This is a genomic window from Mycobacterium asiaticum, from assembly GCF_001673635.1.
Classification (GTDB): domain Bacteria; phylum Actinomycetota; class Actinomycetes; order Mycobacteriales; family Mycobacteriaceae; genus Mycobacterium; species Mycobacterium asiaticum_C.
In genome coordinates this window covers 38105-56706 of record NZ_LZMH01000057.1, presented here as the reverse complement: position 1 = coordinate 56706, position 18602 = coordinate 38105, and the positions used below count along the sequence as shown (strand labels likewise).

17 protein-coding genes are annotated in these 18602 nt (G+C 66.0%); 10 read left to right on the top strand and 7 right to left on the bottom strand.

The window, feature by feature from the left end; genetic code table 11:
• Positions 1-3: 3 nt before the first annotated feature.
• The gene (locus tag A5645_RS16870; RefSeq protein ID WP_065033606.1) at positions 4-858 is read left to right on the top strand and encodes an SDR family oxidoreductase; all 855 of its coding nucleotides are present in this window, start codon (positions 4-6) and stop codon (positions 856-858) included.
• Here A5645_RS16870 and A5645_RS16865 read toward each other — a convergent pair.
• From A5645_RS16865 to A5645_RS16855, 3 genes are all read right to left on the bottom strand, one after another.
• Positions 855-2492, bottom strand: a complete 1638-nt coding sequence (locus tag A5645_RS16865; RefSeq protein WP_065033607.1) for an acyl-CoA synthetase — start codon at positions 2490-2492, stop codon at positions 855-857. The two genes, A5645_RS16870 and A5645_RS16865, sit on opposite strands and share 4 nt — an antisense overlap.
• Positions 2493-2569: 77 nt before the next feature.
• Positions 2570-3190, bottom strand: a complete 621-nt coding sequence (locus A5645_RS16860; RefSeq protein WP_065033608.1) for a PaaI family thioesterase — start codon at positions 3188-3190, stop codon at positions 2570-2572.
• Positions 3187-4203 carry a Rieske 2Fe-2S domain-containing protein gene (locus A5645_RS16855; protein WP_065130384.1) on the bottom strand — a complete coding sequence of 339 codons (1017 nt, stop codon included), beginning with the start codon at positions 4201-4203 and terminating at the stop codon, positions 3187-3189. The genes A5645_RS16860 and A5645_RS16855 overlap by 4 nt, the downstream gene beginning before the upstream one ends.
• A gap of 118 nt (positions 4204-4321) precedes the next feature.
• Here A5645_RS16855 and A5645_RS16850 point away from each other — a divergent pair, with 118 nt between their 5' ends.
• Genes A5645_RS16850 through A5645_RS16835 form a run of 4 tightly spaced genes read left to right on the top strand, consistent with a single transcriptional unit; the run spans position 4322 to position 8468 of the window.
• On the top strand, positions 4322-5935 hold the full coding sequence (locus tag A5645_RS16850; protein WP_065130383.1) for a flavin-containing monooxygenase: 1614 nt from the start codon (positions 4322-4324) through the stop codon (positions 5933-5935).
• A gap of 9 nt (positions 5936-5944) precedes the next feature.
• Entirely contained in the window at positions 5945-7069 is a 1125-nt protein-coding gene (locus A5645_RS16845) for a PHB depolymerase family esterase (protein WP_065130382.1), read from the top strand.
• Positions 7069-7440 (top strand): nuclear transport factor 2 family protein, encoded by a 372-nt coding sequence (locus A5645_RS16840; protein WP_065130381.1) that lies wholly within the window; start codon positions 7069-7071, stop codon positions 7438-7440. The genes A5645_RS16845 and A5645_RS16840 overlap by 1 nt, the downstream gene beginning before the upstream one ends.
• Positions 7404-8468 (top strand): TIGR03857 family LLM class F420-dependent oxidoreductase, encoded by a 1065-nt coding sequence (locus A5645_RS16835; protein WP_065130380.1) that lies wholly within the window; start codon positions 7404-7406, stop codon positions 8466-8468. The genes A5645_RS16840 and A5645_RS16835 overlap by 37 nt, the downstream gene beginning before the upstream one ends.
• Before the next feature lie 79 nt (positions 8469-8547).
• On the opposite strand, the gene A5645_RS16830 is transcribed toward A5645_RS16835, so the two are convergent.
• Positions 8548-10056, bottom strand: a complete 1509-nt coding sequence (locus A5645_RS16830) for an acyl-CoA carboxylase subunit beta (RefSeq protein ID WP_065130379.1) — start codon at positions 10054-10056, stop codon at positions 8548-8550.
• 121 nt (positions 10057-10177) lie between these two features.
• Between A5645_RS16830 and A5645_RS16825 the strand changes: the two genes are divergently transcribed.
• From A5645_RS16825 to A5645_RS16815, 3 genes are read left to right on the top strand one after another with little or no spacing between them, the layout of a single operon-like run.
• On the top strand, positions 10178-11197 hold the full coding sequence (locus tag A5645_RS16825; RefSeq protein ID WP_065038076.1) for an LLM class F420-dependent oxidoreductase: 1020 nt from the start codon (positions 10178-10180) through the stop codon (positions 11195-11197).
• Between the two features lie 46 nt (positions 11198-11243).
• On the top strand, positions 11244-12464 hold the full coding sequence (locus tag A5645_RS16820; protein WP_065130400.1) for a cytochrome P450: 1221 nt from the start codon (positions 11244-11246) through the stop codon (positions 12462-12464).
• A 52-nt stretch (positions 12465-12516) separates the two neighbouring features.
• Entirely contained in the window at positions 12517-13347 is an 831-nt protein-coding gene (locus tag A5645_RS16815) for an SDR family NAD(P)-dependent oxidoreductase (RefSeq protein WP_065130378.1), read from the top strand.
• Here A5645_RS16815 and pdxR read toward each other — a convergent pair.
• Positions 13344-14762 (bottom strand): MocR-like pyridoxine biosynthesis transcription factor PdxR, encoded by a 1419-nt coding sequence (pdxR, locus tag A5645_RS16810; protein WP_065130377.1) that lies wholly within the window; start codon positions 14760-14762, stop codon positions 13344-13346. The genes A5645_RS16815 and pdxR overlap by 4 nt on opposite strands.
• A gap of 48 nt (positions 14763-14810) precedes the next feature.
• On the opposite strand from pdxR, the gene A5645_RS16805 reads away from it, so the two are divergent.
• Entirely contained in the window at positions 14811-15272 is a 462-nt protein-coding gene (locus A5645_RS16805; RefSeq protein ID WP_065038073.1) for a carboxymuconolactone decarboxylase family protein, read from the top strand.
• Positions 15273-15402: 130 nt separating this feature from the next.
• Positions 15403-16185 (top strand): SDR family NAD(P)-dependent oxidoreductase, encoded by a 783-nt coding sequence (locus tag A5645_RS16800; protein WP_065038080.1) that lies wholly within the window; start codon positions 15403-15405, stop codon positions 16183-16185.
• On the opposite strand, the gene A5645_RS16795 is transcribed toward A5645_RS16800, so the two are convergent.
• Together A5645_RS16795 and A5645_RS16790 are read right to left on the bottom strand one after the other, a co-directional pair.
• A complete protein-coding gene (locus A5645_RS16795) occupies positions 16182-17339 on the bottom strand; it encodes a Zn-dependent alcohol dehydrogenase (protein WP_065130376.1) in 1158 nt (385 codons plus the stop codon). The two genes, A5645_RS16800 and A5645_RS16795, sit on opposite strands and share 4 nt — an antisense overlap.
• Positions 17336-18571, bottom strand: coding sequence for a cytochrome P450 (locus tag A5645_RS16790; RefSeq protein WP_065130375.1), 1236 nt, complete (start codon positions 18569-18571; stop codon positions 17336-17338). The genes A5645_RS16795 and A5645_RS16790 overlap by 4 nt, the downstream gene beginning before the upstream one ends.
• Positions 18572-18602 lie beyond the last annotated feature (31 nt).

Sequence of the window (18602 nt, the reverse complement as noted above, 5' to 3'; positions counted from 1 at the left end):
GGGATGGACAGAGTCCGCGGCCGAACGGTCGTCGTCACCGGCGGCGCCCGGGGCATTGGTTTCGCGACGGCCAAGGCATTGCTGGTGCGGGGTGCGCTGGTGGTGATCGGTGACCGCGACGCGGCCGCGCTCGGCGACGCCGTCGCCGAATTAAGTGGTGCCGGTGCGGTTTTGGGCTACCCGTTGGATGTCGCGGACCGGGATTCGTTCGCTCAGTTTCTCGGACTGACTCGATCCGGCAGTGGTGGGGGCATCGATGTGCTGATCAACAATGCCGGAGTGATGCCCGTGGGTTGGTTCACCGATCAACCGGCGCAAGCCATTCGGTCCGCCCTCGAGGTGAATCTCTATGGCGTACTCAACGGTTGCCAGCTGGTACTGCCCGAAATGGTGGCTCGGCGTCGCGGCCACATCGTCAACATCGCATCGATGGCCGGCGTGATGGCCATTCCGGGGCAGGTGGTCTATGCCGCCACCAAATACGGCGTCGTCGGACTCAGCGTGGCGCTGGCCGACGAAATCGCCTCGCACGGCGTGCAAGTCAGCGTCGTGTTGCCACCCTTCACCCAGACCGATCTCATCGCCGGGACCAAGGCGTCCGGCGTCGGCCGACCGGTTGAGGCCGACGTGGTGGCCGCCGCCATCGTCGGGGCGCTGGACAAACCGCGCACGCAGGTATCGGTACCCCGGCCGGCCCGGTTCGTCGGTCCGGTGGTGTCCATGCTTGGCGCGCGCGGCCGACGGTGGTTCAACCGCAGGATCGGCGCGGACACGCTGTTTCTCGACGACATCGACCATGCGGCACGGGCTTTCTACGAGCGGCGTGCGCAATCCGCGCTGGGGGTCGTGGAGCGCTAGGGGTTGAGCGCCTGCTCTCGCGCCCATCGGTAGTCGGCCTTGCCCGAGGGGCTGCGCTGCAGGGCGGGGCGGAACACGATGGCTTTGGGAAGTTTGTAGCGCGCCAATGACTTTCCGGCGTGCGCGACCAATTCGTCGGCTTCGGCGCAGGCACCGTCGGCGAGCGCGACGATCGCGACGACTTCCTGGCCCCACCGTTCGCTCGGGCGTCCGGACACCACCACGTCGGCCACCGCCGGATGTGAGGCGATTGCGGTCTCGACCTCCTCGGCAAAGATCTTTTCGCCTCCGGAGTTGATGGTGACCGAGTCCCGGCCCAGTAACTCGATGTGGCCGGCCTCGTGGTGACGGGCCCGGTCGCCGGGCACCGCATACCGCACGCCGTCGATCACCGGGAAGGTCGCCGCCGTCTTCGCGGCGTCGCCCTTGTAGCCCAGCGGAACATAGCCGCGTTGCGCCAACCAACCGATGCCGTCGTGACCCGGTGCCAGGATCGACGAAAGATCCTCGGCCGCAACGAATGTATCCGGACCAGCGGTAAAGTTGCCGGTCGACACCGAGCCGGACGTCGACAGGTGGCTCATCTGGGCACCCGTCTCCGACGACCCGACTCCGTCGATCACCATCGCGTTGGGCAGCACGTCGATGAGGCGTTGCTTGACATACGGCGTCAGCAGCGCACCGCCGTTGGCGATGACGAACAGCGACGAGACGTCGGCGACCCCCTTCTCGATCGCGGCGACCAGCGGCCGCGCAATCGCGTCACCCACCACCGTCACCACCGCCACGCCTTCGCGCTCGATGGTGCGCACCACGTCCTCGGCGTCCAGATGGTCGATGACCGAGGGAAACACGATGGTCTGCCCGGTGGTCAGCGCGGTCATCACACTCCATTGGGCGGCACCGTGAATCAGGGGCGGCAACACCATCAGTTTGGTGCCCGGGCCCGCGGTCACCCGGGCCACGATCTCGTCGATGGAAGTGACGAACTGCCCGCCCACCAGATCGCGGCCGCCGAAGGACGTCATGAAGATGTCGGCTTGGCGCCACAACACGCCCTTGGGCATGCCGGTGGTGCCGCCGGTGTAGAGGACATACAAGTCGTCGGGGGAGTGCTGCACCGGCGGCGTCTCGTAGGCACCGGCCATGATGCTCTCGTAATCGACTGCACTATCCAGTAATTCGTTACCTGAGTCATCCGCGATCTGGATCAGCACGCGCAGCTTCGGCAGCTGGGGAAGCACTTCGGCCACCTGCGGCGCGAACACCGCGTGGTACAGCAGCGCGGTCGCCCCCGAGTCCGCCAGCAGGTACTGCAGCTCGTTCTTGACGTAGCGGTAGTTGACATTGAACGGTGCGACGCGAGCGGCGAAACTGCCGAGCAATGCCTCGACGAACTCGTTGCCGTTGTAGGCGTACAGGCCCAGCAGGTCTTGGCCGACTTCGTGGCCCGGCAGCTCGGAGCGCTCGGTGTGACAGCCCAGCCCTTGGGCGTGCAGGAAGCCGGCTAGTCGGTTGGACCGTTCGATGATCTGGGCGTAGGTGTAGCGCCGGTCGCCCTGGACGACGAGTTCGCGGTCAGGTATCGCGGCGGCGACGGCAGCCGCGACCGCGGGAACGGTGAATTCGGGCACAGCACTCCTTCCGCCGAGCAGACGCAAAAGCGCCCTTTTGCGCCGCGCGCCGGGTGCTTTTGCGTCTGCTCGCGAGACTACGGTTGGTGGGGTAGCAGGCGAACCATCAGCCCGGAGGCTTCGGTGAGGGTCGCACCGTGAGAGCTTTTCATAGACGCCGCGATGAAAACCTTCCGGCCCTCGATTCGCTCGATCCGGCCACTGGCCGTCAGCGGCTCGTCGATCGGGGTGATGGACCGGTAATCGACATGCAGATAGCCCGTCCGGGTGGGGTGAATCTCGGCGGTGGAAACCACCATGCCGAACAGCCAGTCGTAGAACAACGGGATCATCCCGCCATGCACGGCGTTGTTCCCTCCCACGTGCGCCCTGGTGAAGAGTCCCTCCATTGTCACACCGTCGGTCCCGGCCTCCATGACGGTCCACGGCGGCAGCAGCGGATGACCCAGCCCGGGCAGGTCCAACACTCGGCCACCGGGCGCCTCGGTCTCTGGCACCTGGTGGCATTCGAGGAGCGCACAGGCGTCCTTTACAAATCGGGACGCGCTGACCCACAGCGCCGGATCGGGGTTGGTCGAAACGGTGAGATCATGTAACCGGCGCAGCGCCGCCACGAACTCCCCCAATTCGGGGTGTGGTGCGTCGGCGGGTTTGATGTCGGGAAATCCGCCGTGCATCCCGGAAGCGGTGTCGGTCATGCCGACGCGCTCGCGGAGTCGCGTGGCGCTACGTCATAGAATTGTGTGGCCCACTTACGCAGCGCCATATAACCTTTCGCGTCGACCTTGGACAGCGCCGGGTGTTCGACGTACTTCTGGTAGCGCCAGATCTCCAGGTCGTCGAAGACGGTGGACAGGAACTGCCGTTCGATGAGGTCGCGCAGTTTGCCCCCGGGCACCGCGCCGGTGTCGCCGGGGACCCGCGGCCACCAGATCGAATAGAACAGGTCCGAACATTCGTCGTCGACCGGTGTGCAGGTGAAGATCAGCCGATGGTTCTGGGCGCCCTCGAAGACGCTGATCGCCCCGCCGAGGCCGAACAAGTGGCTGTGGAACCGCAGCGCCAGATCCTCCGGATTGTCGGTGCGCGCGTCCGGCCAGCCGGCGACGAACCGCCACTCGTGGTCTTCGATCTTCCACTCCAACACCCGCGGAGTCACCGTCGCATGGTGCACATACTCGAAATGCGCGCTGTCGGGGGCGTTCTCCGCCACGATCTGCGGATGCACGGGTTCGCGCTCGGCCCGCCGCGAGAATTCCGGATAAGCGCGGTAATAGGCCCGCGGATCGGTCTCGAACTGCGGAAACTTGTGAAAGATGTCCGGCATCTCCCACCGGGGCGGCTCGCCGTGCGGGTGATGCCAGGCGAACACGCAGTCGTATTGTTCGGTCACCGGGTACACCCGTAGCCTCAGCCCCCGATTGGGCCGGTCCGGCTGGTAGGGGATGTAGCGGTTGGTGCCGTCGGGTCCCCAGCGCCAGCCGTGGAACGGGCATTGCACGCAGTCGCCGACCACCTTTCCGCCGTGGCCCAGATGCGCGCCGAGGTGTTTGCAGTGAGCTTCCAGCACGTGCAGCTCGCCGGACTCGTCGCGATAGGCGACCAGGTCCTCGCCGAAGTACCGCAGTGGCCGCACCTCACCGACCGGGAATTCGGGTGACCACCCGATCATGAACCACCCGGTGACCTTCCAGGTGAACGGGACTTTCACTTGCCGATGCCTCCGTCCGGCTGATACTAAATCCATTACAGTATAGATTTCAGCAGTTCGGCCCACCGCACGGCAAGGAGCTTCATGGCATCAGGGCTCGTCCTGAAGGTGACCAGCGATGGAACCTGACTTCGACGTCGTCGTGATCGGCGCCGGATTCTCCGGCCTGTACATGCTGCATCGGTTGCGTCAGCTCGGCCTGCGGACCCGGGTGCTCGAGAAGGCCGAGAACGTGGGCGGCACCTGGCTGTACAACCGCTATCCGGGCGCGCGATGCGATATCGAGAGCATCGAATATTCCTACAGCTTCTCCGAAGAGATTCAGCAGGAATGGGTTTGGACCGAGTCCATGCCCGCCCAACCCGAGATCGAGGCCTACCTGAACTTCGTCGCCGACCGCCTCGACCTGCGTCGCGACATCGCCTTCGACACCAAAGTGGTCGCCATGGCGTTCGACGAAGACCGCGGAACCTGGACGGTGCGCACCGAGACGGACCAGACGCTGAGCGCCGCGTTCGTCGTCGCCGCTTCGGGGATCCTGTCGGTACCGCTGGAACCCGAGATTCCCGGCATGGGCTCCTTCGCCGGCACGTCGCTGTACACCAGTCGCTGGCCTCGGGCCGGCTTCGACCTGACCGGGCTGCGGGTTGGCGTCATCGGGACGGGATCGACCGGAGTTCAACTGATTCCGATCGTGGCGCGGGAAGCCAAGCAGCTGTTCGTGTTTCAGCGATCCGCACCCTACACGCTGCCATGGCGGGTGCACCGGTTCGCGCCCGGCGAGCTGGCGGAGATGAAGGCCCGCTACGGCGAGATCCGCGCTGCGCAGCGTGAGCATCCGATCGGGGCGGCCCGGCTGAGTGCCTTTTCGGTGCTGTTGGAGATGCTGGCCAGCCCGCCGCTGAAGTCGGCAACCCGCGAGGAGCAATTGCGCGCCATCGAGGAGAACGGCGTGCTGGGCGCGCTGAACTGGAGCGATGTCTTCTTCGACATCGAGGCCAACCGGATGGCCGCCCAGTTGTACGGCGAGGCGGTGGCCCGGATTGTCAAGGACCCGCAGACGGCGGCGGCGCTGGTGCCGCAGCACCCGTTCGCCTGCAAGCGGCCCATCATCGACCAAGGGTTCTACGAGACGTTCAATCGCGACAACGTCACCCTCGTCGATCTCCGCCGGGACCCGATCGACGCCGTGACGCCCGGCGGTATCCGCACCGCTGCCAACGAGTACGACCTCGACGTGATCATCTACGCCACCGGGTTCGACGCGATGACCGGCGCGCTGAGCCGCATCGACGTTCGCGGCCGGGACGGGTTGAGCCTGGCGGGTTTCTGGGCCACCGAGGGTCCACTGTCGCTGCTGGGCCTGGCGGTGGCCGGGTTCCCGAACCTGTTCACGGTGCAGGGGCCGGGCAGCCCGAGCGCGGCGACGAATTTCGTGGCGGCACTTGAACAACATGTTGAGTGGATCGGCGATTGCATCGCCTATCTGCGCGTTAACGGGATTCGCACCATCGAGGCGCTGGACAGCGCGCAGCGGGAATGGATCGAGCACGCGACGGCCCTGGTGGCGCCAACTGTGCTCGTTCATCCGAGCTGCAACTCCTGGTACAACGGTGGCAATGTGCCCGGCAAGAAGCGGATGTACATGGGCTATACCGGCGGAATCCCCGAATACCGGCGCCGCTGCGATGAGATCGCGGCCACCGGGTACACCGGGTTCAAGCTGAGGTAGGTGATTGTTATGTCGTGGGCCATGCGGGGGTTGGGCATCACTCGGGAGTTGGGCATGGTGTTGCCGCGCACCATCTCCGGGCTTCGGACCGATGTCACCGGATCGACCGGGCTGGTTCCGGCGGCTCCGCGCACTGCGCGGCAGTTCGGTGAGGTCTTTCTGGACGAGCTTGTGCTGACCGGGTTCTCGGTGCTGGGCGGTGGAGCGCCGAAGACGGTGCGCTCGCTCAGTGGATGCCTGCCGGCGGCCGAGGAACTGTCGGAACTCGGCATCGACGGCGCACACGCCGAGCCGGCACCGCTGCGGGTACACGCCATCAAACGCCGACGCATCGCCGGGCTGCCGTACGAACGGATGACGTTCGAACACGATCCCGGCTGGCCGAAAACGTTGGTCGACGAAGGCTTTGGCGGTCCGGCCCGGGCGGCGGTCCACCTGTGCCGGCATCGCGACGGCCCGCGTCCGTGGCTGGTGTGGATTCACGGCGCCGGTCAAGGTGGCGCCGAAGACATGCTCATGTCGCGGATCGACCGGATCCACCGGGTGCTGGGCTTCAATGTCGCGATGCCGATTCAGCCGGGTCACGGCAGCCGGCGCGGTCACTGGCCCAGTTATCCGGACATGGATCCGCTGGGCAACGTCGCCGGCATGATGCGGTCGGTTTCGGAGATCCGCGCCGTCGTGCGCTGGGTGCGACGGCAAGCGACTGCCGTTGTGGTCGCAGGGGTTTCGATGGGCAGCCCGGTCGCGGCGCTGGTATCGCATTTCGAGCGCGACGTGGACGCCGTTGCGCTGTACACGCCCATTCTGGGACTCAACGGGATGATCGCCCGGCACCTGGGCCGGTCGGGCTCGTCGCACAGCGACTACCGCAAGCTGCTGCAGTCCGACGTGGTGGCTCGGCTCACGACGGTGATCGACCCGCTGCAGGCGGACCCGGCGCCACCACCGGATCGCCGGCTCATCGTCGCTGCGCGGCATGACCGGATGGCCATGCTGGAGCCGGCATTGGTGTTGCAGGAGAAGTGGGGTGGTCGGCTGTACTGGTATGCCGGTGGGCATGTCAGTCACGTGCTGTCCGGCCGGGTGCGCCGGGTTTCCGAGCGGTTCCTGCAAGAAGCCGTGTCCCAGTAATGACTGCGGTCCGCACCGCGCGCGAGGTGGTCGAACTCTACAACCTGGTGGCCTGGAACGAGCGCAACCTCGATCTGGCCGAGGAGTTGCTGGGCGACAACGTCATTCGGCACGAGCCGGGCGGGGCACACACGCTGACCCACGCCGAGGCGGTGCAGCGGGTCGCCGACATGTGGCAGGTGTGTGACTCGCTGCGCTTCGCGCTGAACATCGTCGTCGCCGACGACGAGCACGTCGCGATCGTCTACGACTCGGCCATCACGTCCAACGGCGCAGAGACCAACGTGGCGAGCATCGAGGTGTTCCGCGTCGTGGACGGCAGGATAACCGAGGTCTGGAACTGTGGCTACAAGCAAGGAGTGTGGGTTTGAGCGTTCTCGACGAATTGGGCTATTACCTGCTCGCCGGCGCGGGTGGCGAGGGCCCGGCCACGCTGATGGACGAGGCGCGCCGCGGGGAGGAACTCGGTTTCGGCACCGCGTTCATCTCCGAGCGCTGGAACATCAAGGAAGCGTCGTCTCTCGTCGGCGCGGCGTGCGCGGTGACCAACCGCATGCAGATCGCCACTGCCGCAACGAATCACAACACCCGGCATCCGTTGATCACCGGGTCGTGGGCCACCACGATGCACCGACTCTCGGGTGGGCGCTTCACCCTGGGCATCGGGCGTGGCATCGCGGCGATCTATGGGGCGTTTGGCATTCCGGCGGTGACCACGGCCCAGATGGAGGACTGGGCCCAGGTCATGCGCCGGTTGTGGCATGGGGAGGTGATCTTCAACCACGACGGCCCCATGGGTAAGTATCCGATCCTGTTTCTCGACCGGGACTTCGACGAGGACATCCGGCTGGCACTGGTGGCATTCGGTCCCAACACGCTGGCGCTGGGCGGCCGGGCCTTCGACGACGTCATCCTGCACACCTACTTCACCCCGGAGACGCTGCAGCGGGCCGTCACTACGGTGAAGTCCGCCGCGGAACAGGCCGGCCGCGATCCCGCCAGCGTCCGGGTGTGGTCATGCTTCGCCACGGTGGGCGACCACTTGCCCGAGCAATTGCGGCTGAAGAAGACCGTCGCCCGGTTGGCCACCTACCTGCAGGGCTACGGCGATCTGCTGGTGCAGACCAACAACTGGGATCCCGCTGTGCTGCAACGGTTCCGCGAGGATTCGGTGGTCACCTCGATCGCCGGCGGCATTGACCACAAGGCCACGCCCGAACAGATCGAGCACATCGCCACGCTGATCCCCGACGAATGGTTAGAGCCCTCGGCCACCGGGTCGCCGCAACAGTGCGCGCAGCGAATCCGCCGCGAATTCGACTATGGCGCCGACGCGGTGATCCTGCACGGTGCCACGCCCGACGAGCTGGAACCGGTGGTGCGCGCCTACCGCGCGTAGCGGAGTGGTGGCGAGCAGACGCATACGCCCCCGCACGCCCGGCGTGTCGGGGGCTTATGCGTCTGCTCGCGCAAGCTAACTACGGCAGGATGACCGTGCGGGTCACCGGCTCGGCGATCGCCTGCCTGGCCGACAGCGCCCGTTGCAGGGCGGCCAGCAGCGCGTCCCGGGTTTCACCCGGATCGATCAGCTCGTCGAACCCCATGTGTTCGGCCGACCGGTAAGACGCCTGCAATTCGGCGTCGCGCAGCTTCGCCGACAGGTCCTCACCCGCGTTGGATGCGCGACTGAGCGCCGCGGCACTCATGGCGCCCATCGTGGCGCCCGGGTAGGCGAATGTGGCCGATTGATGGTCGAATCCGAGCAGCGACATCACCATCGAGCCGAACCCGTAGGCCTTGCGCAGGGTGACGTGCAACTTGATCGTCGTCGCGGCTGTCTGCGCGGCGAACATCCGCCCCCCGCTGCGCAGCACACCCTGGCGTTCGGAGCGGCTACCGGGCAGCATGCCGGGGTTGTCGGCCAGGAACACAATCGGCAGATGGAAGGAATCGGCGACCAGGATAAAGTGCGCCGCCTTGTCCGCGGCTTCGGAGTCGATGGACCCGGCCAGTACCCGCGGCTGGTTGGCGACGACGGCCACCGGATGTCCGCCGAGATGGGCCAGTGCGCAGATGATCGCCCGGCCGAAGGCGGGCTGCACTTCGAACCAGTCCGGCCGGTCGAACACGACATCGAGCACCGCGCGCATGTCGTAGACGCGGCGATTGTCGCGCGAGACGATGTTCAGCAGCTCGGGGGTCGGCCGGGGCTGCGTGGTCTCGTCCGCCGTCAGCGACGGCGGATAGGACCACGCGCTCGGCGGGAAGTACGACAGGTAGCGGCGGATGTCGTCGAGCGCGGATTCATCGTCCTCGGCGACGTTGTGGATCACCCCGCTGGGCAGCGCGACGTCCGGGCCGCCCAGGTCTTCCTTCGAAATCTCTTCGCCGGTGGACTCTTTCACCACGGGTGGTCCGGCGGTGAAGATGGTGCCCTGCCGGCTCATGATCCGGAAGTCACACACCGGGGCAACCAGAGCACCGTGGCCGGCCGACGGTCCGAGCACGGCGGCGACGGTCGGGACCCGGCCGGAGCACTGCGTCTGGGCCAGCAGGTCGGTGGGGCTGCGCCCGTAATGCCCACCGGTCGGGCGGAAGCCGGCGCCGTCGAGCAGCATGACGAGCGGAATGCGATCGCGCACAGCCAGTTCGGCGATCCGGTAGCGCTTCGAATTCCCGCCGGGCCCGATGCTTCCGGCCAGCGTGGTGAAATCCTCGGCACCGACCATCACCGGCACACCGTTGATCAGGCCCGAGCCCGTGACGATCGCGTCCGCGGCAACCTCGCCGCCGACCAGCGTGCCGATCTCACGGAACGTGCCCGGGTCCAGCAGCCGCTCGATGCGGGCACGCGCGTCCAACTTGCCTTTGCCGCGGTGCTTGTCCAGGCGCTCCGGCCCCCCCATCCCCAGCGAGTGCCGGCGACGCCGGTCGAGGTCCTCGAGCGTCGCGGCCCAATCGGCGGGCTTCTTGGGGGCCTCAGCCATGCTCTGCAGTCCTCACTCACCGGTCGATATCTACCGAAGTGCTTACTGTAGCGCGGCCGCGCAGCGCTGCGGAGTTGGCTGACGTTGACCCTACCGAATTGCTTACTGTAGCTTTTGCCCTATGTCGCGCGGGGCCCTCAAGATCGACGGGGGCATACCCAACAGACTGGACCGGGTCATCGACGCGGCCATCGCTCTGGAAGAGCGGGGTTGCGACGGCGGCTGGACGGCCGAGACCAGCCACGACCCGTTCCTGCCGCTGGCGTTGGCTGCCGAGCACACCTCGCGAATCGAGCTGGGCACCAACATCGCGGTGGCGTTCGCGCGCAACCCGATGACCGTCGCCAACCTGGGCTGGGACCTGCAGGCCTACTCCAACGGCCGGTTCATCCTCGGCCTCGGCACCCAAATCCAGGCCCACATCGAGAAGCGCTTCAGCATGCCCTGGAGCCATCCGGCCCGGCGGATGCGCGAATTCGTCGCGGCAATGCGCGAGATCTGGTCGGCGTGGCGCGACGGCACCAAACTTCGGTTCGAGGGTGAGTTCTACACCCACAAGATCATGACGCCGATGTTCACCCCCGAACCCCACCCTTACTCTGCGCCGAGGGTATTTTTGGCCGCCGTCGGTGAGGCGATGACCGAGATCTGCGGGGAGATCGCCGACGGCCACCTGGGCCACCCGATGGTGTCCCGGCGGTACCTCACCGATGTGACGACGCCGGTGCTGCTGCGCGGCCTGCAGCGCGCCGGGCGCGGCCGCGGCGATTTCGAGATATCGGCCGAAGTGATGGTCGCGACCGGAACGAACGACGACGAATTGGCCAAAGCCATGACCGCCACCCGCAAGCAGATCGCGTTCTACGGGTCCACGCCGGCCTACCGCAAGGTGCTCGACCTGCACGGTTGGGGCGATCTGCACGACGAGTTGCACCGGCTCTCCAAGCTGGGCGAGTGGGACATCATGGGGTCGTTGATCGATGACGAGATGCTCGGCACCTTCGCGGTGGTCGCCCCGATCGAGGATGTCGGCGCGGCGCTGCGCGACCGCTGTACGGGCGTGGCCGATCGAGTGTTGCCGATCTTCTATGCCGCGTCAGAGGGCTGTATTCGGGCCGCACTGAAGGAGTTTCGGCAGTGAGGAGAGTTTCGGCAGTGAGGAGATGTCGGCGGTGAGCGCTCCGACCATGGATGAGGCCGCGCGGGTCCTGGCCGATCCGCAGGCCTTCACCGACGAGCGGCGGCTGCACGCGGCCCTGGCCCACCTGCGCGCCAACGCCCCGGTGTCGTGGGTGGACGTACCGCACTACCGGCCCTTTTGGGCGATCACCAAGCACGCCGACGTCATGGCCATCGAGCGGGAAAACACGGTGTTCACCAACTGGCCGCGGCCGGTGCTGGCGACCGCCGAAGGCGACGAACAGGCCGCAGCCCTGGGGGTGCGCACGCTGATCCACCTGGACGACCCACAGCACCGGGTGGTGCGTGCCATCGGCTCGGACTGGTTCCGCCCCAAGGCGATGCGGGCGATGAAGCTCCGGGTGGACGAGTTGGCCAAGAGCTACGTCGACAAGATGGTGGAGGTGGGACCGGCGTGCGATTTCGTTCAGCAAGTCGCGGTGAACTTCCCGCTCTACGTCATCATGTCGTTGCTCGGCGTGCCGGAAGCCGACTTCTCCCGCATGCTGCGCTGGACGCAGGAGTTGTTCGGCGCCGACGACAGCGAATTCAAGCGCGGCACCACCGCTGAGGAACAGATCGCGTCGCTACTGGAGATGTTCGGCTATTTCAACGAATTGACCGCAGCGCGTCGCGAAAGTCCCACCGAAGATCTCGCCTCGGCGATCGCCAACGCCCGCATCGACGGCCAGCCGCTATCGGACATCGACACGGTGTCCTACTACCTGATCGTCGCCACCGCCGGGCACGACACCACCAGCGCGACCATCTCCGGCGGCCTGCAGGCCCTCATCGAGAATCCCGAGCAGTTGCAGTGGCTGCGCGAAAACCCCGACCAAATGCCCCAAGCGACCGAGGAGATGATCCGCTGGGTCACCCCGGTCAAGCAGTTCATGCGCACCGCCGCCAAGGATGTCGAGGTTCGCGGCATACCAATCGCCGAGGGCGATTCGGTGCTGCTGTCCTATGTGTCGGCCAACCGCGACGAGGACATCTTTGACGACCCGTTCCGCTTCGACGTCGGTCGTGACCCCAACAAGCATGTTGCTTTCGGGTACGGCGTGCATTTCTGCATGGGTGCCGCGCTGGCCCGCATGGAGGTCAGCAGCTTCTTCGCGGAACTCCTGCCACGACTGAAATCCATTGAGCTGGACGGTGATCCGGAGTTGGTCGCGACGACCTTCGTCGGTGGCCTCAAGCACCTGCCCGTCCGCTACTCGCTGACGTGAGTCTAAGCTGTCTTTTGCCCACGGTCAGTCAGTGTCAAAGGATGCCATCGATATGACTCGCAGGACGATTGTCATCACCGGTGCCAGCGATGGCATCGGCGCCGCAGCAGCCCGCCGGCTGAGTCGCGAAGGTGCAAACGTCGTCGTGGTCGGTCGCTCGCAGAGCAAGACGACCGCGGTGGCCAACGAAATCGGCGCGGACTATTTCGTGGCGGACTTCGCCGACCTGGCCCAGGTACAGGCGCTGGCGGACAAGATCAAATCCGAATACCCGCGCATCGATGTGCTGGCCAACAACGCGGGCGGCATGTGCAAGCAGCCGGAGACCACGGTCGACGGCCTGGAGAAGACCTATCAGGTCAACTACCTGGCGCCGTTCCTGCTGACCACGCGATTGCTGGACGTGCTCGTCGACTCCCGCGCCACGGTGGTCAACACCACCAGCAACTCCCACAAGCTGGTGCCCAGGTTCAAAGTCGACGATCTCGAGCACACCGAGGGGCGCCGGCCCAGCTTCGCCTATGCGCTCACCAAATTGGCGATCATCCTCTTCACCAGAGAACTGCACCGCCGCTACCAGGCGAGCGGTATCTCCGCCGCAACCTTCCATCCCGGCTACGTGAACTCCAATTTCGGCGAGGCATCCGGTTCGCGGTTCCTGCTCTTCATGAAGTACCACGTCCCGGTCATCGCCAGGTTCACCGCGTCAGCGGAGCAGGGTGCCGAACAATTGGTGTGGCTTGCCTCCAGCACGCCCGGTGTCGACTGGCGGCCGGGGGAGTACTACTCCAAACACAAGGTCGCCAGGGCCAACCGCGCGGCCTACGATCCGCGACTGGCCGGCGAGCTCTGGGAACGCACGGCGGCCAGGGCGGCTCTCTAGCCGGCCAGCCCGCTGTCACGCAGTACATGGCAGATGGCGCCTACCGCCCCGGCGAACTCGTGGTCGGCGGGCGTGCCGAAGTTGATCACAACGCCGTCGCGCTGCGGCGCGTCAGCCGCTGCCAGCGGATGACGCAGGCGCGCCAACCCGGCCAACGCGACGCCGGCCTCAGCGGCACGGCGCAGCACCGTCTGTTCGGCCCCGGCGCGCAGGGTCAGCAGTAGGTGCAGTCCGGCGGGCACGCCGCTGATCCCGACGTCGAATCCGGACAGCGCGGCGACCAGAATCTCGCGCCGGCGCCGGTAGCTGGCACGCATACGACGAATGTGGCGGTCGTACTGGCCGGTGACGATGAAATCGGCCATCGTCAACTGGTCGATTGAGTTGACGTAGAACTGCTCACCGCCCGCCGTGGCAATGACGGCGTCGAGCAGATCAGCGGGCAACACCATCCAGCCCAGTCGCAAAGCCGGCGAGAGTGTCTTGCTGACCGAACCGAGGTACACCACACGGTCGGGGTCAAGACCCTGCAGTGCGCCAATGGGCTGCCGGTCGTAGCGGAACTCGCCGTCGTAGTCGTCTTCGATTACGTAACCACCCGTCCGCCTGGCCCACCTGATGATCGCGGTGCGCCGTGCCGGATCCAGCGGCACGCCATGGGGATACTGGTGTGCGGCGGTGATCAGCGCCGCGGGTGTGTCGAGTCTCTCCAGGTCATCGACACGGGCGCCTAGCTGGTCGAGTCCGATCGGCACGGTAGCGGCACCCACCGACGCGATCGTCTCGCGGAACACAAACAATGCGTCGACTTCGACGGCGATCGGTCGCGCCGCACCGAATGTCTTGGCCAGCAATTCGACGCTGTGCCGGGTGCCGGCGCAGACCATGATCGACTCCGGCGAGGCGCGCACCCCGCGTGTGCGTCCCAGGTATTCGGCGAGTGCCTCGCGCAGCTCGGGCCGCCCGCGCGGATCACCCAGGCGCAGGGCGGCATTCGGGGCGGAGGTCAGTGCGCGCCGCACCGAGGCCAACCACCGACTGCGAGGGAAGGCGGATACGTCGGGTGAACCCGGAAGGAGGTTGTGTCTGGGCGCGCCCGCCGTGCCGCGCGGTTGCACCGTCGGAGATCGGTTGCCGCCGTTGACCACCCAGGTACCCGAGCCCTGCCGCGATGCCAGCCAGCCCTCCGCGACCAACGCCGCATACGCCTCGGCCACGGTGTTGCGCGCCAGACCCAGGTCGGCGGCCAGGCTGCGCGCGGGAGGCAATGTCGTACCCACGGCTAACCGGCCGGATCGAACGGCGTCGCGCAACGCGGTGGTCAGCAGCTCGCGGACGCCGCGGGCACCGGGTCGGACCACCGAACTCAGGTCCAGGTGCAAATCGCGACTGCCGGAATTAGCCCATGAAGTCATGCAGTAATTGCACCATAAGCGTGGGTATTTCCACCCTACTATCGAAATATGACGAACACACTCGAACACAACCGCATCAAGCTGTACCGGGTATCGCCCGAGCTGTACGAAGCGATGCTGGCCCTGCAGAATGCGGTCGCCAAGGACATCGACCCGGAACTGGCTGAGCTGATCAAGATCCGCGCCTCCCAGATGAACCATTGCGCTTACTGCATCGACATGCACACCCACGACGCACGCAAGCTAGGCATGAACGAACAGAAGTTGACGTTGCTGCCCGCTTGGGAGGAAGTCGGCGACCTCTATACCGACCGGGAACAGGCGGCGCTGGCGCTGACCGAAGCGATCACCGAGCTGACCGGTCGCGGCCACGTGTCCGACGAGGTGTACAGCCGTGCGGCCAACGTGTTCTCCGACCGCGAACTCGGCCAGGTGATTGCGATGGCAATCGCCATCAACGCATGGAACCGCATTGGGGTCGCTACCCGGCTGTCCCCGCCGAGGCGGTAATACTGGACCCAGTACCGGAAGGGGAATTCGTGCTAGGTGTTCATCACGCTGCGAGCTGTACCGCAGATCGGCAACGGTCGCTAATGGGCTTCGCCGACGGCGTCCCGGTCGAGCCGATCGGGTGCGCGGCATGAGTCCGGAGACCGCGCTGGTGACCGGAGGGGGATCCGGCATCGGACGTGAAACCGCCAACCTGCTGCGCGATGCCGGCCACGATGTGGTGGTATGGGACCTCTCCGGCGGCGACATCGATTGCGATGTCAGCGATTTCGACGCGGTGTCGGCGGCGATGGAACAGACCGTCCGGGAGCACGGAGTGCCCACCCGGGTCGTCACCAGCGCCGGCATCGGATCCTCCGGTCTGCTACTGAAGATCGAACCCGCGGACTGGGAAAAGGTCTTGGCGGTCAACCTGACCGGAACCTGGTTCACGATCCGCGCGGCCGCCCAGGCCATGATCGACGCCGAGCTGGAAGGCTCCATCGTGGTGGTCTCGAGCATCAGCGGCACCCTGGCGGACCGGGACATGGGCGCCTACTGCGTATCGAAGGCCGGCCTGGACATGCTGGTCAAGGTGGCGGCCGTGGAATGGGGCGTGCACGGCATCCGGGTCAACGCGGTCGGACCGGGCGTCACCCGCACGCCGATGCTGCCCGACGCCGAACGCTGGCCCGCCTGGGTCGAGGGCATGTCCAAACGCACCGCGCTGCGACGGCTTGGCGAGCCCGGCGACGTGGCGGAGGCCATCGTCGGTGTCCTCGACATGTCCTGGGTGACTGGGCAGGTGCTGCACGCCGACGGGGGGCTTTCTCTGCACAGCCCGATCGACGCTTACGGGCAGGTCGAAAAGCTGATGAGGCTGAAGAAGCTGCAAGAGATCCACAAACAGAAGCAACAGGCCCGTGAGGGCTAGTCAATACTGTAGTCGATTATGCCCCTGATGATTTCGCCGTTGAGCAGGTCGGCGTAGGCATCGTTGATCTCGTCCAAGCGGTAACGCCGGGTGATCATCTCGTCCAGTTGGAGCTGGCCGGTCTGGTAGAGCCGCGCCAGCCGCGCGATGTCGGCCTTGCCGTTGCACGAGCCGAAGATGGTGCCCGCCAACGTCTTGTTGGACAGGATGAAGTCCTGCAGGTTGAGGTTGACCGAATGGGTCAGCTGTGACGTCATGCCGGTCAGCACGCACGTCCCGCCCTTTCGCGTCAGCTGCACGGCGTCGCGCACGTCATCCGCGGTGATCAGGGACGGCGAAACCACCACCGAGTCCGCCATCACGCCGTAGGTGAGGCCACGGACCAGATCCAGGGCCTCCGCCGTCGACGCGACGCTGTGGGTCGCGCCGAAGCCCAGCGCCGACTTTTGTTTGAACTCAACCGGATCCACCGCGATGATCTGCGCGGCCCCGTTGATCCGGGCGCCCTGAATGGCACCGGTGCCGATTCCGCCGGCGCCGATGACGACGAAGGTGTCGCCGCCGCGCACGTTCGCCCGGTTGGCCGCCGACCCGTAACCGGTCGGGATCGCGCAGGACAGCAACGCGGCGGGCACCAATGGTATGTCGCGTTCGATCTTGATCAGCGAATTGACCGACGCCACAGTGTGTCTGGCGAACGCGCCGACCTTGGCCAGATGGCCGAGCGGCTTGCCGGCGGAGGTGTGATGCCGGAAGGTCCCGTCGGTGGGCATACCCGGGACCATGGTGCCCATGCCGGTGTCGCACAGGTATTCCATGCCCGAGGCGCACCAGCGGCACTGGCCGCACACTGCGACGAACGACATCACCACATGGTCACCGGGCACGAAATCGGTTACGCCGGGCCCTATTTCGCGGACCACCCCGGAGCCCTCGTGTCCACCGATCATCGGAAACATGCTGGGCAGACCAAGCGCCTGCATCACCTCGTTGGGCGCTGACATGTCGCCCTTGAGAATGTGATCGTCGGAGTGGCACAGCCCGGCAGCGGCCATCTCGACGAGAACTTCACCGGCGCGCGGCGGATCCAGCTCGAAATCTTCGACCGACCACGGTCCGCCGATACCGTGCAGGATGGCCGCCCGGCTTTTCATGCTGCCGGGCGGAACGTGACGGGAAGCTTGTTGGGGGAGCGGAAGATCAGCCCGACGATCTTGGACTCCGTGCCGGTCCCGTCGTCGGGAGCGAACGCCAGATTGTCGAGCCGGTCCAACAGGCTGTTCAGCATGACCCGCGTCTCCATCCGCGCCAGGTGCATGCCCAGGCACATGTGGATGCCGCCGGCAAATGCGATATGCGCCTGCCGGGGCCGAAGGATGTCGAACCGGTCCGCGTCGGGCCAACGCGTTTCGTCGCGGTTGGCCGATCCCATGCACATATCGACCTGGGCTCCGGCCGGAATCGTCTTGCCGCCCATCTCGATTTCCGTCGTCGTGGTCCGCATGACCATGGTCAGCGGAGTCTCCACGCGCAGGCCCTCCTCGATCGCAACCGGTATCAACGACCGGTCGCGGCGCACCATCTCCAACTGCTCGGGGTGCGTCAGGAGCAGATACAACAAGTTGCCCGAAGACCGGTAGGTGGTTTCCAGCCCGGCGGGCAACAGTAGGCGCAGGAAGGCGATGATGGCCTCGTCGGTGAGTCTCTCGCCGTCGATCTCGGCGGTACACAAGTCGCCGATGATGTCGTCGGTGGGCTTACGGCGGCGTTGCTCCACCTGGTCGAGGAAATACCCGTGCAACTCCGTGGCGGCGGTCAGTCCGGCCATGATGTCGGTCGGTATCGAGATCAGGTCGAGTGACAGCCGACGGAACAGATCGAGGTCTTCCCGGGGCAGTCCGAGCAGCTCGGAGATGATGCGGGTGGGGAACTCGAACGTCAGCGCCTTCACCAAGTCGGCGTGACCCTCGTTCTTGATCTCGTCGATCAACCGGTCGCAGACCGGTCCGATCACCGAGGGTTCCCAGCGTTCCAGTGCGGTGGCCCGGAACGCCTTGGCCACCAGGCTGCGGTGATCGTGGTGCTCCTTGCCGCCCATCGCCAGGATGGTGTGGCCCATCACCAGTCCGATGGTGTTGTCATAGCTGGCGGAGGTGAAGATGCGGTCGTCCCGGAAGCCTTGAAACACCGCATCGTAGTTGAACAGCACCCACTCGTCGCTCGGTCGCAATTCCTCCGGCATCAGCTCGGCATCCATGAACGAGCCATGCCACACGGGGTCGATGCGCCGCATCTGCTTGAAGAACGGATACGGACTGGTCTCGCCGGTGTAGTCAAGCTCGATGGGCTCGCCCTCGAGATCCTGATGGTCGGTGCTGAGCGTCATACGCGCTCCTCCCTGAGCGACCGATTTCGCC

What these genes read in the sequence shown, in the direction of transcription:
- A5645_RS16870 (WP_065033606.1), top strand. Translation starts at nt 4, where the DNA reads ATGGACAGAGTCCGCGGCCGAACGGTCGTCGTCACCGGCGGCGCCCGG.
- A5645_RS16860 (WP_065033608.1), bottom strand. Translation starts at nt 3,190, where the DNA reads ATGACCGACACCGCTTCCGGGATGCACGGCGGATTTCCCGACATCAAA.
- A5645_RS16850 (WP_065130383.1), top strand. Translation starts at nt 4,322, where the DNA reads ATGGAACCTGACTTCGACGTCGTCGTGATCGGCGCCGGATTCTCCGGC.
- A5645_RS16845 (WP_065130382.1), top strand. Translation starts at nt 5,945, where the DNA reads ATGTCGTGGGCCATGCGGGGGTTGGGCATCACTCGGGAGTTGGGCATG.
- A5645_RS16840 (WP_065130381.1), top strand. Translation starts at nt 7,069, where the DNA reads ATGACTGCGGTCCGCACCGCGCGCGAGGTGGTCGAACTCTACAACCTG.
- A5645_RS16830 (WP_065130379.1), bottom strand. Translation starts at nt 10,056, where the DNA reads ATGGCTGAGGCCCCCAAGAAGCCCGCCGATTGGGCCGCGACGCTCGAG.
- A5645_RS16825 (WP_065038076.1), top strand. Translation starts at nt 10,178, where the DNA reads ATGTCGCGCGGGGCCCTCAAGATCGACGGGGGCATACCCAACAGACTG.
- A5645_RS16820 (WP_065130400.1), top strand. Translation starts at nt 11,244, where the DNA reads ATGGATGAGGCCGCGCGGGTCCTGGCCGATCCGCAGGCCTTCACCGAC.
- A5645_RS16815 (WP_065130378.1), top strand. Translation starts at nt 12,517, where the DNA reads ATGACTCGCAGGACGATTGTCATCACCGGTGCCAGCGATGGCATCGGC.
- pdxR (WP_065130377.1), bottom strand. Translation starts at nt 14,762, where the DNA reads ATGACTTCATGGGCTAATTCCGGCAGTCGCGATTTGCACCTGGACCTG.
- A5645_RS16805 (WP_065038073.1), top strand. Translation starts at nt 14,811, where the DNA reads ATGACGAACACACTCGAACACAACCGCATCAAGCTGTACCGGGTATCG.
- A5645_RS16800 (WP_065038080.1), top strand. Translation starts at nt 15,403, where the DNA reads ATGAGTCCGGAGACCGCGCTGGTGACCGGAGGGGGATCCGGCATCGGA.
- A5645_RS16795 (WP_065130376.1), bottom strand. Translation starts at nt 17,339, where the DNA reads ATGAAAAGCCGGGCGGCCATCCTGCACGGTATCGGCGGACCGTGGTCG.
- A5645_RS16790 (WP_065130375.1), bottom strand. Translation starts at nt 18,571, where the DNA reads ATGACGCTCAGCACCGACCATCAGGATCTCGAGGGCGAGCCCATCGAG.